General features: G+C 70.9%; 16 protein-coding genes. 11 read left to right on the top strand and 5 right to left on the bottom strand.

Annotated elements, in window-relative coordinates:
- Positions 1-87: 87 nt before the first annotated feature.
- Positions 88-402 carry a hypothetical protein gene (locus tag IAG43_RS11670; protein ID WP_187740683.1) on the top strand — a complete coding sequence of 105 codons (315 nt, stop codon included), beginning with the start codon at positions 88-90 and terminating at the stop codon, positions 400-402.
- Positions 403-612: 210 nt separating this feature from the next.
- On the opposite strand, the gene IAG43_RS11665 is transcribed toward IAG43_RS11670, so the two are convergent.
- Both IAG43_RS11665 and IAG43_RS11660 read right to left on the bottom strand, forming a co-directional pair.
- A complete protein-coding gene (locus IAG43_RS11665; RefSeq protein ID WP_187740682.1) occupies positions 613-1200 on the bottom strand; it encodes an isochorismatase family protein in 588 nt (195 codons plus the stop codon).
- A gap of 113 nt (positions 1201-1313) precedes the next feature.
- On the bottom strand, positions 1314-2642 hold the full coding sequence (locus IAG43_RS11660) for a nicotinate phosphoribosyltransferase (RefSeq protein WP_187740681.1): 1329 nt from the start codon (positions 2640-2642) through the stop codon (positions 1314-1316).
- Between the two features lie 174 nt (positions 2643-2816).
- On the opposite strand from IAG43_RS11660, the gene clpS reads away from it, so the two are divergent.
- The 7 genes from clpS (at position 2817) to IAG43_RS11625 (ending at position 7619) form a co-directional block, all read left to right on the top strand.
- Entirely contained in the window at positions 2817-3131 is a 315-nt protein-coding gene (gene clpS, locus IAG43_RS11655) for an ATP-dependent Clp protease adapter ClpS (protein ID WP_187740680.1), read from the top strand.
- Positions 3128-3721 carry a DUF2017 domain-containing protein gene (locus IAG43_RS11650; RefSeq protein WP_187740679.1) on the top strand — a complete coding sequence of 198 codons (594 nt, stop codon included), beginning with the start codon at positions 3128-3130 and terminating at the stop codon, positions 3719-3721. Before clpS ends, IAG43_RS11650 begins: the two co-directional genes overlap by 4 nt.
- A gap of 348 nt (positions 3722-4069) precedes the next feature.
- Entirely contained in the window at positions 4070-5515 is a 1446-nt protein-coding gene (locus IAG43_RS11645) for an amino acid permease (RefSeq protein WP_187740678.1), read from the top strand.
- A 78-nt stretch (positions 5516-5593) separates the two neighbouring features.
- Positions 5594-6019 (top strand): M67 family metallopeptidase, encoded by a 426-nt coding sequence (locus tag IAG43_RS11640; RefSeq protein ID WP_187740677.1) that lies wholly within the window; start codon positions 5594-5596, stop codon positions 6017-6019.
- Between the two features lie 145 nt (positions 6020-6164).
- Positions 6165-6299 (top strand): putative leader peptide, encoded by a 135-nt coding sequence (locus tag IAG43_RS11635; protein WP_343075582.1) that lies wholly within the window; start codon positions 6165-6167, stop codon positions 6297-6299.
- 91 nt (positions 6300-6390) lie between these two features.
- Positions 6391-6669 carry a MoaD family protein gene (locus IAG43_RS11630; RefSeq protein WP_187740675.1) on the top strand — a complete coding sequence of 93 codons (279 nt, stop codon included), beginning with the start codon at positions 6391-6393 and terminating at the stop codon, positions 6667-6669.
- Positions 6669-7619, top strand: coding sequence for a PLP-dependent cysteine synthase family protein (locus IAG43_RS11625; RefSeq protein WP_187740674.1), 951 nt, complete (start codon positions 6669-6671; stop codon positions 7617-7619). The genes IAG43_RS11630 and IAG43_RS11625 overlap by 1 nt, the downstream gene beginning before the upstream one ends.
- A gap of 82 nt (positions 7620-7701) precedes the next feature.
- On the opposite strand, the gene IAG43_RS11620 is transcribed toward IAG43_RS11625, so the two are convergent.
- The gene (locus IAG43_RS11620; RefSeq protein ID WP_187740673.1) at positions 7702-8178 is read right to left on the bottom strand and encodes a type II toxin-antitoxin system PemK/MazF family toxin; all 477 of its coding nucleotides are present in this window, start codon (positions 8176-8178) and stop codon (positions 7702-7704) included.
- 176 nt (positions 8179-8354) lie between these two features.
- Between IAG43_RS11620 and IAG43_RS11615 the strand changes: the two genes are divergently transcribed.
- The 3 genes from IAG43_RS11615 (at position 8355) to IAG43_RS11605 (ending at position 11320) form a co-directional block, all read left to right on the top strand.
- Positions 8355-9107 carry an MBL fold metallo-hydrolase gene (locus IAG43_RS11615; RefSeq protein ID WP_187740672.1) on the top strand — a complete coding sequence of 251 codons (753 nt, stop codon included), beginning with the start codon at positions 8355-8357 and terminating at the stop codon, positions 9105-9107.
- 136 nt (positions 9108-9243) lie between these two features.
- On the top strand, positions 9244-10893 hold the full coding sequence (locus tag IAG43_RS11610; RefSeq protein WP_187740671.1) for an APC family permease: 1650 nt from the start codon (positions 9244-9246) through the stop codon (positions 10891-10893).
- Between the two features lies 1 nt (position 10894).
- Positions 10895-11320, top strand: coding sequence for a universal stress protein (locus tag IAG43_RS11605; RefSeq protein ID WP_187740670.1), 426 nt, complete (start codon positions 10895-10897; stop codon positions 11318-11320).
- Positions 11321-11405: 85 nt separating this feature from the next.
- Here the strand turns inward: IAG43_RS11605 and IAG43_RS11600 are convergent, their stop codons facing one another.
- Entirely contained in the window at positions 11406-12674 is a 1269-nt protein-coding gene (locus IAG43_RS11600) for a PTS transporter subunit EIIC (RefSeq protein ID WP_187740669.1), read from the bottom strand.
- Between the two features lie 261 nt (positions 12675-12935).
- Positions 12936-14195, bottom strand: a complete 1260-nt coding sequence (locus IAG43_RS11595) for a PTS transporter subunit EIIC (protein WP_187740668.1) — start codon at positions 14193-14195, stop codon at positions 12936-12938.
- Positions 14196-14388 lie beyond the last annotated feature (193 nt).

Here is a 14388-nt window from a genome sequence, read left to right as displayed (position 1 = left end):
CGCCCTCTAGCGGGCGGCGGCCGATCGTGTTTAGGTGCGGGGGACGAGGTTCTTATTGACAGCGAACTCACGGGGGAGTGGTTCCGCATGCCCGGCGGAGGTTTTTCGAAGTTGCCAGGAGGCAGTGTCGTCGTCGCGCTCAGCCTGCCGAATCCGGCCGGCGACGGGACCTCGGTCCGTTTCCTGGTGCACGCCGCGAACCGGGCGCGGGCCCTGACCAGGCTCCGCAACCTCGGACTGCGCGCGGTCTACCTCCGGGGCAACGCGGAGCCGCCGACGCCGGACGAGATCACGGCCGTGCTGCACCACCCCGACGGCCTGCTCTGGCGCACCGACGAGGGCCGCCCGCAGGAGCTCTGGCACCCGATACGGGCCCTGCGCAGGCCCGCCCCCCAGGGCTGACGCGGCCCGCGCTCCCGCCCACCGGCCGGACGGCGCGGCTCCCGGCGGTACCGGGACCCGCATCGCCGCAGGGCAGCGACCGGCAGCGCGTCGCCGCAGGTCAGGGACCGTGAACCGCATCGCCGCAGGTCAGGGACCGGCAGTGCACCGCGGCAGATCCGTCACCGGCAGCGCGTCGCCGCAGGTCAGGGGCGTCCGGCGGGCCGTCGGTCAGCGGACGACCGGCTTGCCGGTGAGCTCCACGCCCGCCCCGCGCAGCTGCTCCAGCGCGCGGTCGGTCGTCTCGGCGGCCACGCCCGCGGTCAGGTCCAGCAGGACGCGGGTGGTGAAGCCCTCGCGGGCCGAGTCCAGCGCGGTGGCCCGTACGCAGTGGTCGGTGGCGATGCCGACCACGTCCACCTCGGTGACGTGCCGGGCCCGCAGCCAGTCGGCCAGCGTGACGCCGTTCTCGTCGGCGCCCTCGAAGCCGCTGTACGCGGCCGCGTAGGCACCCTTGTCGAAGACGGCGGCGACGGCGCCCGAGGCGACCGCCGGGGCGAAGTTCGGGTGGAAGCCGACGCCCTCGGTGCCCGCGACGCAGTGCCGCGGCCAGGAGTCGACGTAGTCGGGCCGCTCGGAGAAGTGGGCGCCCGGGTCGATGTGGTGGTCCCGGGTGGCCACCACGTGGCGGTACGCCGGCTGGGCCTGGCCGATCAGCTCGGTGACGGCGGCCGCGACATCGGCGCCGCCGGTCACCGCGAGGCTGCCGCCCTCGCAGAAGTCGTTCTGGACGTCCACGACGATCAACGCGCGGTGCATGACATGTCCTTCGGTGGGGGTCCGTTCGGGGGCGGCTTTCCGGACTACCGAGCGTAGCCACTGAGGCCGCCCCACGGGAGGGGGCGGGGCCGCACACGGGCGGCCCCGCGGGGTCAGGCGTACTCGGTGGGGAGGACCGGCTCGCCGCGGGAGAGCTGGATCGCCGACATCGGCAGCGCCGAGCGCGCCGCGATGTGGCGGTCACGGGCGGCGTCCAGGGGCTCGCGTCCGACGACCTCGCCCGCCGTGACCAGCGGGACCAGCAGCTGCCGGTCCGCCAGCTCCGCCGGCACCTCCCCGAGGCCGACGACCTCCGCCTCGGCGACGCCGTGCTCGTCGAGCCTGCGGGCCGCCCATTTGCGGCCGCCGATCGACATCTTCCCGCCGAGCGACTTCTTGGCGACCGGCTCCAGGGGCGCCGCCGGGTCGGCCGAGCGGGCGCGCGCCACCAGCTTGTAGACCATCGAGCACGTCGGGTGCCCGCTGCCGGTCACCAGCTGGGTGCCCACCCCGTACGCGTCGACCGGCGCGGCGGCGAGCGAGGCGATGGCGTACTCGTCGAGGTCGGAGGTGACCACGATCCGGGTGTCGACGGCCCCCAGCTCGTCCAGCTGCCGGCGCACCCGGTGGGCCACCAGCAGCAGGTCGCCCGAGTCGATGCGGACCGCTCCGAGCTCGGGGCCCGCGACCTCCACGGCGGTGCGCACGGCCTCGGCCACGTCGTAGGTGTCGACCAGCAGCGTCGTGCCGCGGCCGAGCGAGTCGACCTGCGCCCGGAAGGCGCCGCGCTCGCTGTCGTGCAGCAGGGTGAACGCGTGGGCGCTGGTGCCCACGGTGGGGATGGCGTACCGGAAGCCGGCCGCCAGGTCGGACGTCGAGTCGAAGCCGCCGACGTACGCGGCGCGGGAGGCGGCGACCGCGGCGAGCTCGTGGGTGCGCCGGGCGCCCATCTCGATGAGCCGGCGTCCGGCGGCCGCCGAGGACATCCGGGAGGCGGCCGCGGCGATCGCCGAGTCGTGGTTGAGGACGGAGAGGATCACCGTCTCCAGCAGCACGCACTCGGCGAAGGAGCCCTCGACCCGCAGGATCGGCGAGCCGGGGAAGTACACCTCGCCCTCGGGGTAGCCCCAGATGTTCCCGCTGAAGCGGTAGTCGGCCAGCCAGGCGAGGGTCGGCTCGTCGACGATGCCCGCCTCGCGCAGGAAGCCGAGGACGCCGGCGTCGAACCGGAAGTTCTCCACGGCGTCCAGGAGCCGGCCGGTGCCCGCCACCACGCCGTACCGGCGGCCCTCGGGCAGGCGGCGGGTGAAGACCTCGAAGACGGAGCGGCGGTCGGCGGTGCCGGACTTCAGCGCCGCCTGAACCATCGTGAACTCGTACTGGTCGGTGAAGAGCGCGGTCGACGGGACGTCCACCGGCAGCCCAAGGTCCGCAACATCCACGGCGATCAACCTCGCGCCTTCGTCTCGTGCCGGCCGGCGGCCGGGCGGTGCTCCGGGGCCACGACCCCGTTGGGTGCAGCCATGCCGGTCAGCGTACACCCCATTTCGTCAATCTGACGAGATCCCCTTGGGAGGGGAGGGCCGTTTGTGCGACAGGGGGTGTCAGGTGGCAGCATGGGTGGAGTGACCGTGCCACTGGAGATCGAGCGGACCGAGTCGGCCGAGGAGAGCGCAGCCGTCCCCGAGCCCGACGTGCCCTGGGTGACCATCGTGCACAACGACCCGGTCAATCTGATGAGCTACGTCACCTACGTGTTCCAGGCGTACTTCGGCTATCCCAAGGACAAGGCGCACAAGCTGATGCTCGACGTCCACCACAAGGGGCGAGCGATCGTCTCCAGCGGCACCCGCGAGGAGATGGAGCGCGACGTGCAGGCGATGCACGGCTACGGGCTCTGGGCGACGCTCTCCCAGGACCGCAACGCATGAGCTCCCACTTCGAGCCGCTCGCGGGCGGCGGCGCGGCCGTCGCGCTGGACGAGGTCGAGATCTCGATCCTGCGCTCCCTCGCCGTCCAGCTCCTCGAACTCATCGGGCCCGGCGACGAACCGGCCCAGGGCGAGGACCCGCTCGCCGCGCTCTTCGTCGACGGCCCCAGCGAGCCGCCCTCCGACCCGGCGCTCGCGCGTCTCTTCCCCGAGGCGTACGGCGGGCCGGGCGACGACCCCGAGGACAAGGAACTGCGCGCCGCCTCGGCCGAGTTCCGCCGCTTCACCGAGAACGACCTGCGCTCCCGCAAGCGCGACGACGCGCTCGCGATGGTCCGCACCCTGGACGCCCTCACCCCGGCCGGCGACGGCGGAGCCGTGCTCGAACTCGGCGGCGAGGACTGCCGGCACTGGCTCGGTGCCCTCAACGACCTGCGCCTGACCATCGGCACCCGTCTCGACGTCGGCGACGAGGACGAGAACAGCCTCCTCTACCGGCTGCCCGACTCCGACCCGCGCAAGCCGATGGTGATGGCCTACCTCTGGCTGGGCGCCCTCCAGGAGACGCTCGTCGAGACCCTGATGCCGTGACGCGGCGCCGGAGCCGTCCCGTCGCGCCGGCGACGCGACGGCTCCACGGCCGGTTCGCTCAACGGACTCTCAAATCCGGATAACGATCACGTCAACCGCGCGGTGTGTTTTGCCGACGCGGGTTTCTTATGTCCGCTTCTTCCTGTGGCGTGCGCCACACTCCGTCGACCGGATCAGCGGTGCGGCCGTGATAAATCTTCACGACCGCTCGGGAACGCCACCCCTGTTCCCGAGGGCGCTGGGACCGGCAGACCGCCGGTGGCACTCCATCCATATCCGGGGGGATCAGGACCTGATCCGCGACCGCCGCACGGCGGGGCGGATCGGCATGGAGAAAGGCGCACCACCATGACCTCGGTGCAGGTCGACAACAACACCGGCGACGAGGCCGGGGGCAACACCTCGCAGGAAGGCTACGAGCGCGGACTCGGCAGCCGTCAGGTCCAGATGATCGCCATCGGCGGCGCCATCGGCGTCGGCCTGTTCATGGGCGCCGGGGCGAACATCGCCAAGGCCGGTCCGAGCATCATCCTCATGTACGCCCTCGCGGGCGTCGTCATCTTCTTCATCATGCGGGCGCTCGGAGAGCTGCTCCTCTACCGGCCGGTCTCAGGTTCGTTCGCCGAATACGCGCGTGAGTTCCTCGGCCCCTTCTTCGGATTCGTCACCGGCTGGACGTACTGGCTGATGTGGGTGGTCACCGGCATGGCCGAGCTCACCGCGGCGGCCATCTACATCCACTTCTGGTTCCCCGCCATCCCGCAATGGGTCAGCGCCCTGGTCTTCCTGGTGGTGCTCTTCGGTGTGAACCTGATCTCGGTCAAGATCTTCGGAGAGGTCGAGTTCTGGTTCTCGATGATCAAGGTCACCGCGATCATCGGCATGATCGTCATCGGCCTGGGCGTCCTCACCCTCGGCTTCTCGGACGCCGGTGACACCGCGACCGTCTCCAACCTCTGGTCGCACGACGGGTTCTTCCCCAACGGCATCGGCTCCAGCCTGATGACCCTCCAGGGCGTCATGTTCGCCTACCTCGCCGTCGAGCTCGTCGGCGTCACGGCGGGCGAGTCCGAGAACCCCGAGAAGACCCTGCCCAAGGCCATCAACACGCTGCCCTGGCGCATCATCGTCTTCTACGTCGGCGCCCTGCTGGTCATCCTGTCCGTCGTGAAGTGGACCGAGTTCTCCGCGGGCGAGAGCCCGTTCGTCCACGCCTTCGGCAAGATCGGCATCCCGCTCGCGGCCGGCATCGTCAACTTCGTGGTCCTCACCGCGGCCCTGTCGTCCTGCAACTCCGGCATGTACTCCACCGGCCGGATGCTCCGCGACCTCGCCGCCAACAACGAGGCCCCGCAGTCCTTCGGCAAGCTGAACGCCCGCCGCACCCCCGCCGTCGGCATCGGTGTCTCCGTCGCCCTCATGGGCATCGGCGTCGTCCTCAACTACGTCGTCCCGGAGAAGGCGTTCCTCTACGTCACCTCCGTCGCCACCGCGGCCGGCATCTGGACCTGGATGATGATCCTCGTCAGCCACATCCGCTACCGCGCGGCGGTCGACGCCGGGCGCCTGCGCGCCTCGTCCTTCCCCGCCCCCGGCGGCGCCCTGTTCAGCTGGGTCGCGCTGCTCTTCCTCATCGGCGTGACCTGCATGATCGCGTACGACAAGGACGCACGCGTCTGCCTGTACGTGGCGGCCGGCTGGGCCGTCTGCCTCGCCGCCGGCTGGGCGGTGCTCAAGAAGCGCGACCCGCGCATCGCCGAGCGGGTCCGGCAGCCGGCGGACGCCGGCCGCTGACCCGGCCGTCCCACGCACCGTCTCACCAGACGGCCTCCGGATCCCCGACCCGGAGGCCGTCTGCCTATTCTGTCGGGCATGCTGACCATCACCCGTGCCCTGTTCGACCAGATCGTCGACCACGCCCGTGCGGACCACCCCGACGAGGCGTGCGGCGTCGTCGCAGGGCCGGAGGGCTCCGGCCGTCCCGAGCGGTTCATCCCCATGCTCAACGCCGCCCGCTCGCCCACGTTCTACGAGTTCGACTCCGCGGACCTGCTGAAGCTCTACCGCGAACTCGACGACAACGACGAGGAGCCGGTGATCATCTACCACTCCCACACCGCGACCGAGGCCTACCCCTCGCGCACCGACGTCACCTACGCCAACGAGCCGGGCGCCCACTACGTCCTCGTCTCCACGGCGGACCACGACGACGCGGGCCCCTTCCAGTTCCGGTCGTACCGCATCGTGGACGGAGTGATCACGGAGGAAGACGTCAAGGTCGTCGAGGAGTACCAGTAGACGCACCGCCCACCGGGCCGGGCCCGCACCGCACCCGGCCCGGCACCGGACGCCCCACCGCGGCGGTACCGCATGCTGAGCCGCACCCTTCCGCCATGTGAGATCACACTCCGGATCCCGGACCGGGAATCGATACGATGACCGCATGGTTGTCCATGACGTGAGCGACAAGACGCCGAGCACCCTGCTGCTCGTTGCGCGGCTGCACGTCGACCTGTGCCGCCTCAAGAGCGCGATGTGTACGGCGCGCGCCCCGTTCGTACGCGCCCGCACGGCCTGACGTACGAGCCGACCGAGCCCAGCAGCACCCCCTCGCGCGGGGGGCCCGAGCCGCGCGCCCCTACGCCACCCTTCCGACAGGAGCCCACACCATGGCCATCGAGGTCCGCATCCCGACCATCCTCCGCAGCTACACCGACGGAGCCAAGGCCGTCGAAGGCAACGGGAAGACCCTCGCCGACCTGCTCGCCGACCTCGAGACCCGCCACACCGGCATCCAGGCGCGCATCGTCGACGGCGACCAGCTCCGCCGCTTCGTCAACGTCTACCTCAACGACGAGGACGTCCGCTTCCTCGACGGGATCTCCACCGAACTGTCCGACGGCGACAACGTGACGATTCTTCCCGCCGTCGCCGGTGGAATGCGCTGATGCGGTACGACTCCCCCCTCGCGGCCGTCGGCAACACGCCCCTGGTCCGGCTGCCGCGCCTGTCGCCCTCCGACGACGTCCGCATCTGGGCCAAGCTGGAGGACCGCAACCCCACCGGCTCGATCAAGGACCGCCCCGCGCTCCACATGGTCGAGCAGGCCGAGAAGGAGGGCCGGCTCACCCCCGGCTGCACCATCCTCGAACCCACCAGCGGCAACACCGGCATCTCGCTCGCCATGGCGGCCCGGCTCAAGGGCTACCGGATCGTCTGCGTCATGCCGGAGAACACCTCGCAGGAACGCCGCGACCTGCTCACCATGTGGGGCGCCGAGATCATCTCCTCCCCGGCGGCCGGCGGCTCCAACACCGCCGTCCGCGTGGCCAAGGAGCTCGCCGAGCAGAACCCCGACTGGGTGATGCTCTACCAGTACGGCAACCCGGGGAACGCCGGCGCCCACTACGCGACCACCGGCCCCGAGATCCTCGCCGACCTGCCGTCCATCACCCACTTCGTGGCCGGCCTCGGAACCACCGGCACCCTCATGGGAGTCGGCCGCTACCTGCGCGAACACAAGCCCGACGTGAAGATCGTCGCCGCCGAACCGCGCTACGACGACCTCGTCTACGGGCTGCGCAACCTCGACGAGGGCTTCGTCCCCGAGCTGTACGACGCCTCCGTGCTCACCACCCGCTTCTCCGTCGGCTCGGCCGACGCCGTCACCCGCACCCGCGAACTGCTCCAGCAGGAGGGCATCTTCGCCGGCGTCTCCACGGGAGCCGCACTCCACGCGGCGATCGGCGTGGGCAGGAAGGCCCTCAAGGCCGGCGAGAGCGCCGACATCGCCTTCGTCGTCGCCGACGGCGGCTGGAAGTACCTGTCCACCGGCGTCTACACCGCCAAGACGACCGAAGAGGCGATCGAGACCGTGCAGGGCCAGCTCTGGGCCTGACACCGGACACGGCTGCGGGCCGGGTGGTCCGTACCCCGCCGGGGTACGGACCACCCGGCCCGCGGCCGTCGCACGTGCCCGCTCAGGCCAGATGCCTGACCTTCCTCCAGACCGCCGGATCGACCGCGCCCACCCGGCGGCGGAAGCCGGCCGGCCGCACGGTCCGCAACTCGTCCGTCTCCAGGTAGCTCCGCCGCCCCCGCGCGTCCCCCACCGAACCCGGCGGCAGCGCGACGACCCCCGGCCGCTCCTCGTGATGCCTGCTGGTGATCTTCGCGACCAGCACCGCGTCACCCCGGACCGACAGCACCAGACACGGCCGGTCCTTCGACCCCGGCCCGTCCTCGTACGGCACCTCGGCCCACCAGATCTCGCCCGGCTCCGGCAACCGCCGCTGACCGCGCCCGCGCGGCCGCTCACCCGGCCGCCCCGGCGGACGCCCCCGGCCCGCCGGACGCCGCCCGGCACCCCGCCCACGGCGCCCGATCCCGTCCGAGAGCGCTGCCACGAGCGCCAGTACGACCACCGCACCCACGGCGAGCCACCACCACGTGTCCATGCGAAGACGGTACCCTCGCCCGTCCCGCGCATCCCCGGTCCGGCCCGGCCCGGTCACGGGGTGAGTTCGCCCACAACAGAGCGTCGCTGAGGAGCGACCAGGCCTTTTGCGCCTTACGCTCGACGCACCGCACGACCCTCCCCCAGCCCTCCTTCGTCAACGGAGGTTCCAGCTCCATGAAGCTCACCGTCGTCGGTTGCTCGGGGTCGTTCCCTTCCGCGGATTCGGCCTGCTCGAGCTACCTCGTAGAGGCCGACGGCTTCCGGCTGCTCCTCGACATGGGCAACGGCGCCCTCGGCGAACTGCAGCGCCACTGCGGTCTCTACGACCTCGACGCCATCTTCCTCAGCCATCTCCACGCCGACCACTGCATCGACATGTGCGGCTACTTCGTGGCCCGCTACTACCGCCACGAAGGCGGCCGCTGCCCCGCCATCCCGGTCCACGGACCCGAGGGCACCGAGCAACGGCTGGTCACGGCGTACGCGGACACACCCACCGCGTCCGCGATGAGCGAGGTCTTCGACTTCCACACCCTCAAGCCGGGCAGCTTCGAGATCGGCCCCTTCTCCGTGCGCACCGAACGCATGGCCCACCCCGTCGAGACGTACGCGATCCGCGTCGAGCACGGCGGCAGATCCCTCACGTACTCCGGGGACACCGGCGTCAGCGACACCCTCGACGAACTGGCGGCCGGCACCGACCTGTACCTCTGCGAGGCGTCGTTCGTGCACGGCAAGGAGGACATCCCCGACCTCCACCTCAACGGCCGCGAGGCCGGCGCGTCCGCCCGCAAGGCCGGCGTCAAGCGCCTGGTGCTGACCCACATCCCGCCCTGGACGGACGGCGCCCGCAACCTCGCCGACGCCCGCGAGGTCTACACCGGCCCCGCCGAGATCGCCCGGCCCGGCGCGGTCTACGAGATCTGACGCCCCGCACCGCCGCCCCCGGCCCCGGACGGCCCCCGCCGCCGGGGCCGCGGTCCGCCACCGGGCCGGGGCCGCCGCCCGGTGGCAGAATTGTGCGGGAACACTCCGCTCCAACGCCTCGCGCAGCGGGGGCACCATGGCAGAACAACCCGCGGGAACCGGCCTCCCCAAGAGCACCGGAACCCGTCCACCGGAACTGAAGCACAACGCGATCGGCTTCTTCGACGCCCTCGTCATCGGCGTCAACTCGACGTCACCGGCCTACTCCCTGGCCGCCGTCATCGGCCCCGTCGTGGCCCTCGTCGGGATCTACGCCCCCGGCGTCGTGCTCGCGTCCTTCGTCCCGATGCTGCTCATCGCCTCGGCCTTCTTCTACCTCAACCGCGTCGACCAGGACTGCGGCACCACCTTCTCCTGGGTGACCCGTGCCATGGGCCCCTGGGCCGGCTGGCTCGGCGGCTGGGCCATCATGATGACCGGCGTCCTCGTCGTCGGCTCGCTCGCCGACGTCGCCGTCGGCTTCGGACTCCTCACCGTCGGACTCGACAGCTGGGCCGAGAACGACCTCGTCCGCCAGCTGCTCACCGTGCTGCTGATCATCGGCATGACGGCGATCTGCGTCATCGGCACCGAGGCGTCCGCCCGCGTCCAGAACGTGCTGATCGTCGCCCAGATCGTGTGCCTGCTGATCTTCGCCGCCGTCGCGCTCTACCGCGTCTACGCCGGGACCGGCTCGCTCGACGGCATCGAACCGACCTTCTCCTGGCTCGACCCGTTCGGCGCCGGCGGCGCCGCCCTCACCGGAGGACTGCTCCTCGGCGTCTTCATGTACTGGGGCTGGGAGTCCGCGGTCAACCTCACCGAGGAGGTCAAGGACTCCGCCAGCGCACCCGGCAAGGCCGGCATCTGGTCCACGATCGTGCTGGTGGTCACCTACCTGTCCGTCGGGATCGCCGTCGTCGCCTACGCCGGCCCCGCCTTCCTCGCGGAGAACGCCGCCGAGGAGGAGTTCATCTTCGCCGTCCTCGCGAACGAGGCCATGGGCGGCTGGGACTGGGTCGTGCTGCTCGCGGTCTCCACGTCCGCGCTCGCCTCCACCCAGACCACGATCATCCCCGCCTCCCGCACCGCGCTGTCCATGTCCCGGCGCGGAGCGCTCCCCGGCCCGCTGGCCCGCATCCACCCCCGCTTCCGCACCCCCGACGTCAGCACCTGGGGCGTCGCCGCGGTCGCGATCGTCTGGTACCTCGTCGTCAATGCGATCAGCGAGAACGCCCTCTTCGACTCGCTGACCGCGCTGTCGCTGCTCATCGCCTTCTACTACGCCCTCACCGGGGTGGCCTGCGCCGTCTACTACCGGCACCGGCTGACCGAGAGCGTGCGCAACTTCCTGCTCATCGGCCTCGGACCGCTGGTCGGCGCCGGGCTGCTGGCCTGGCTGCTGGTGGAGTCGATCGGCGACATGGCCGACCCGGAGAACTCCTACAGCGGGGTGTCCTGGTTCGGCCTCGGCCCGCCGCTGGTCATCGGCATCGTCATCGTGGCGGTCGGCGTGGTCGTGATGATCGTCCAGCGGATCAGGGGCGGCCCGTTCTGGCGCGAGCGCCCCTCGGTGGCCGGGCCGGACGCCGTGACCCACGGCGGACACGGGCACGGCGGCGGCGGCGGCGGACACGGGCACGGGGACAGCGGTCACGGGCACGGGGGCGGCGGGCCGAAACCGCCGCCGGCCTCCGGGACCTCCGGACCGTCCGGGACCTCCGGGCCGTCGGGGAAGGAGACCTGAGATGCCGGTCGTCCTCGGATACGACGAGTCCCCGGGCGCGGTCCCGGCGCTGCGGGTGGCCGTCGAGGTGGCCGCCGCCTTCGGCGAACCGCTGGTGCTGGTGTACGGCGCGGCGGCCCCCGGCTCGATGGGGGAGGAGTACGCCTCCCACTCCGAGGCCCTGCGCAAGGCGGGCCGCACGGCACTGGAGCACGCGGTCGCGGTGGCGGACGAGGCCGGGGTGCCGACCACCGTCGAGATCCTGGACGAACGCCCGGCCCCCGCGCTGCTGGACGCCGCCGCCCGGCACGGCGCCCGGGTGATCGTCGTCGGCTCCTACGGCGAGAGCCCGATGCGCGGCGCGCTGCTCGGGTCCACCCCGCACAAGCTGCTGCACCTGTCGCCGGTCCCGGTCCTCTGCGTCCCGGGCGACGCGGCCCCGGCCTGACCACCCCGGGCCGGGACCCCGCACACGGGCGGAGCCCCGGGCCTGACGGCCCGGGGCTCCGCGGTGTGCCGGTGACGGCCGGAGGCTACTTGGCCTCGGCCTTCTGGAGCTCGGCGAGCTCCTCGTCGGACTCGCGGCCCGGCGTCGGCAGGTTGAACTTGGTGATGGCGAAGCGGAAGACCACGTAGTAGACCGCCGCGAAGCAGAGGCCGACCAGCGCCAGGCCCCACGGGTTGGTCGCGATGCCCAGGTTGAGGAAGAAGTCGACCGCGCCGGCGGAGAAGCCGAAGCCGTCCTTCATGCCCAGCGCCCAGGTCAGCGCCATCGAGACACCGGTGAGCACCGCGTGGATCGCGTACAGCACCGGGGCGATGAACATGAACGTGAACTCGATCGGCTCGGTGACACCGGTGACGAAGGAGGTCAGCGCGAGGGAGAACATCATGCCGCCGACGACCTTGCGGCGCTCGGGGCGGGCGCAGTGCACGATCGCCAGGCAGGCGGCGGGCAGCGCGAACATCATGATCGGGAAGAAGCCGGTCATGAACTGTCCGGCGGTCGGGTCGCCCTCCAGGAAGCGGGCGATGTCGCCGCTCTTGCCGTTGTACTCGCCCGCCTGGAACCACGGGAAGGAGTTCAGCAGGTGGTGCATGCCGACGGGGATCAGACCGCGGTTGGCGACACCGAAGATGCCGGCGCCGACCGCGCCCGAGCCGACCAGCCACTCACCGAAGTGGTGCAGGCCCGCGCCGAGGACCGGCCAGATGTAGCCGAAGGCGATGCCGATGACCAGGCCCGCGAAGGCGGAGAGGATCGGGACCAGCCGGCGGCCGCCGAAGAAGCCCGCCCAGTCGGGGAGCTTGGTGCGGTAGAAGCGCTGGTAGAGCAGCGCGACGACGATGCCCATGACGACACCGCCGAGCACCTTGGCGTCGACGGCCTGCTCGACCATGACGATCTTGCCGTCGACGATGGCCTCCTTCTCGGGGAGGCTGCCGTCGGTGAACGTGCCGAGCACGTTCTTGAAGACGAGGTATCCGGTCACGGCCGCGAGGGCGGTCGAGCCGTCGGCCTTCTTCGCGAAGCCGATCGCGATGCCCACCGCGAACAGCAGGGCCATGTTGTCGAGGATGGCGTTGCCACCCGCGGACATGAAGCCGGCGATCTTGGTGACGAACTCCGGGAACGACTCCCTGCCCAGCATGTCGCTGTTGCCGAGCCGGACCAGCAGCGCGGCGGCCGGGAGCACGGCGACCGGCAGCATCAGGCTGCGGCCGATGCGCTGCAGCACCGCCATGGCGCCGGCGCCCGGCTTCTTCTTGTCCGCCGCGGGGGCGGCGCTGGCCGTGGACATCAACTTCCTCCAGGGAGCAAGGCGCCGCCGAAGGGTGCACAACGGGGGAGTCGGCGGCGACTCGAAACGGGGAACGCGGCAGTGGTCTGGACCGCGTGGTCTACACCACTGAGTGGTGTAGACCTGTTGTAGCACGGTGAGGGATAGATAAGGAACCTTCGGATTTCCCCGCCGGGGTAACGATCCGGTCAAACGCACGAGGACCCCCGGATCCGGTCGGATCCAGGGGCCCTCTGAGCTGCGGTTCCGCTCCCGCCGCGGCTACTTCGTCTGCTCCCGCTCCATCTCCTCCTGCACCTCGTCCGGCTCCCGGCCCGGAGTCGGAATATTGAAAGCCGTGATCAAAACTCTGAACAGCACGTAGTAGACGACCGCGAAGCCCGCGCCGATCGGCAGGATCAGCCACGGCTTCGTATCGAGATGCCAGTTCACGACGTAGTCGATCAGCCCCGCCGAGAAGCTGAAGCCCGCGTGCACCCCCAGCGCCCAGGTGATCGCCATCGAGGCACCCGTCAGCAGCGCGTGCAGCCCGTACAGCAGCGGCGCCGCGAACATGAACGAGAACTCCAGCGGCTCCGTCACGCCCGTCACGAACGACGTCAGCGCGACCGAGAACATCAGCCCCGCCACCCGCTTGCGGTGCTCGGGCCGGGCGCAGTGCGTGATCGCCAGCGCCGCCGCCGGCAGACCGAACATCATGATCGGGAAGAACCCGGACATGAACTGGCCCGCGTCCGGGTCGCCCGCGAAGAAGCGCGTCAGGTCGCCCTGCACCCCGGTGCCGTCCTCGTCCGTGTACTCGCCCGCCTGGAACCAGAAGAACGTGTTCAGGAACTGGTGCATGCCGATCGGGATCAGCAGACGGTTCGCCACACCGAAGATGCCCGCACCCCACGCACCCATGTCGATGAGCTGCTTGGAGAACCAGGTCAGCGCGTCGCCCACCGGCTCCCACAGCAGCCCGAACAGCACGCCCAGCGCGCAGCAGACGAACGCCATGATGATCGGCACCAGCCGCCGGCCGTTGAAGAAGCCCAGCCAGTCCACCAGCCTCGTACGGTGATAGCGCTGCCAGATCACCGCGGTCAGCAGACCGATCAGGATGCCGCCCAGCACGCCCGGGTTCTGCGGGGTGCCGTCCGGCGTCAGCTCCGTCACCGTCCCGTCCACCGGGAACGCCTTCAGCACGTTGAAGTAGACGAGGAAGCCCGCCACCGCGGCCAGCGCCGTCGACCCGTCGGCCTTCTTCGCGAAACCGATCGCGACACCGATGCAGAACAGCAGCGGCAGCCCCAGCGCCCCGTCCAGGATCCCGGTACCGCCGTTGATCAGGACCTTCGACGTCTTCTCCCAGAACGGCCCGTCCAGATAGGCCGCGAAGAGATTGCCGAGACTGACCAGCAGACCGGCCGCCGGCAGCACGGCGACCGGGAGCTGAAGGCTGCGCCCCACCTTCTGGAGCCCCTGGAAGAGTCCGTTCCACCTCGTGCGCTGCGGCGCTGCCGCACTCTCGGTGCTCATCGGTGTCCTCCCGGAACAGGCTCTGTTTGGCAGGCGTTGAAGACTGGTGTAGACCAGTCATCGGCAATCGGCCGGCCCCGCCGCACGGCACGTACGGCAGGGGACCGGTGATCGTCATCCTTCGGTACGCGACGGGAACCCGCCCGTGAAGGTGGGCCAACCGTGCGTTACCGTGACAAACCGGACCAGCGGT

The sequence above is a fragment of the Streptomyces genisteinicus genome (assembly GCF_014489615.1).
GTDB classification, from domain to species: domain Bacteria; phylum Actinomycetota; class Actinomycetes; order Streptomycetales; family Streptomycetaceae; genus Streptomyces; species Streptomyces genisteinicus.
The sequence above is the reverse complement of the archived record's forward strand: the minus strand, read 5'-3'. Positions and strand labels throughout refer to the sequence as shown.

Bases quoted from the DNA above. Each gene is read 5' to 3' on its own strand.
- IAG43_RS11635 (WP_343075582.1), top strand. From the start codon at position 6,165: ATGGTTGTCCATGACGTGAGCGACAAGACGCCGAGCACCCTGCTGCTC.
- IAG43_RS11650 (WP_187740679.1), top strand. From the start codon at position 3,128: ATGAGCTCCCACTTCGAGCCGCTCGCGGGCGGCGGCGCGGCCGTCGCG.
- IAG43_RS11620 (WP_187740673.1), bottom strand. From the start codon at position 8,178: ATGGACACGTGGTGGTGGCTCGCCGTGGGTGCGGTGGTCGTACTGGCG.
- IAG43_RS11670 (WP_187740683.1), top strand. From the start codon at position 88: ATGCCCGGCGGAGGTTTTTCGAAGTTGCCAGGAGGCAGTGTCGTCGTC.
- IAG43_RS11605 (WP_187740670.1), top strand. From the start codon at position 10,895: ATGCCGGTCGTCCTCGGATACGACGAGTCCCCGGGCGCGGTCCCGGCG.
- IAG43_RS11630 (WP_187740675.1), top strand. From the start codon at position 6,391: ATGGCCATCGAGGTCCGCATCCCGACCATCCTCCGCAGCTACACCGAC.
- IAG43_RS11595 (WP_187740668.1), bottom strand. From the start codon at position 14,195: ATGAGCACCGAGAGTGCGGCAGCGCCGCAGCGCACGAGGTGGAACGGA.
- IAG43_RS11645 (WP_187740678.1), top strand. From the start codon at position 4,070: ATGACCTCGGTGCAGGTCGACAACAACACCGGCGACGAGGCCGGGGGC.
- IAG43_RS11665 (WP_187740682.1), bottom strand. From the start codon at position 1,200: ATGCACCGCGCGTTGATCGTCGTGGACGTCCAGAACGACTTCTGCGAG.
- clpS (WP_187740680.1), top strand. From the start codon at position 2,817: ATGGGTGGAGTGACCGTGCCACTGGAGATCGAGCGGACCGAGTCGGCC.
- IAG43_RS11615 (WP_187740672.1), top strand. From the start codon at position 8,355: ATGAAGCTCACCGTCGTCGGTTGCTCGGGGTCGTTCCCTTCCGCGGAT.
- IAG43_RS11625 (WP_187740674.1), top strand. From the start codon at position 6,669: ATGCGGTACGACTCCCCCCTCGCGGCCGTCGGCAACACGCCCCTGGTC.
- IAG43_RS11640 (WP_187740677.1), top strand. From the start codon at position 5,594: ATGCTGACCATCACCCGTGCCCTGTTCGACCAGATCGTCGACCACGCC.
- IAG43_RS11600 (WP_187740669.1), bottom strand. From the start codon at position 12,674: ATGTCCACGGCCAGCGCCGCCCCCGCGGCGGACAAGAAGAAGCCGGGC.
- IAG43_RS11610 (WP_187740671.1), top strand. From the start codon at position 9,244: ATGGCAGAACAACCCGCGGGAACCGGCCTCCCCAAGAGCACCGGAACC.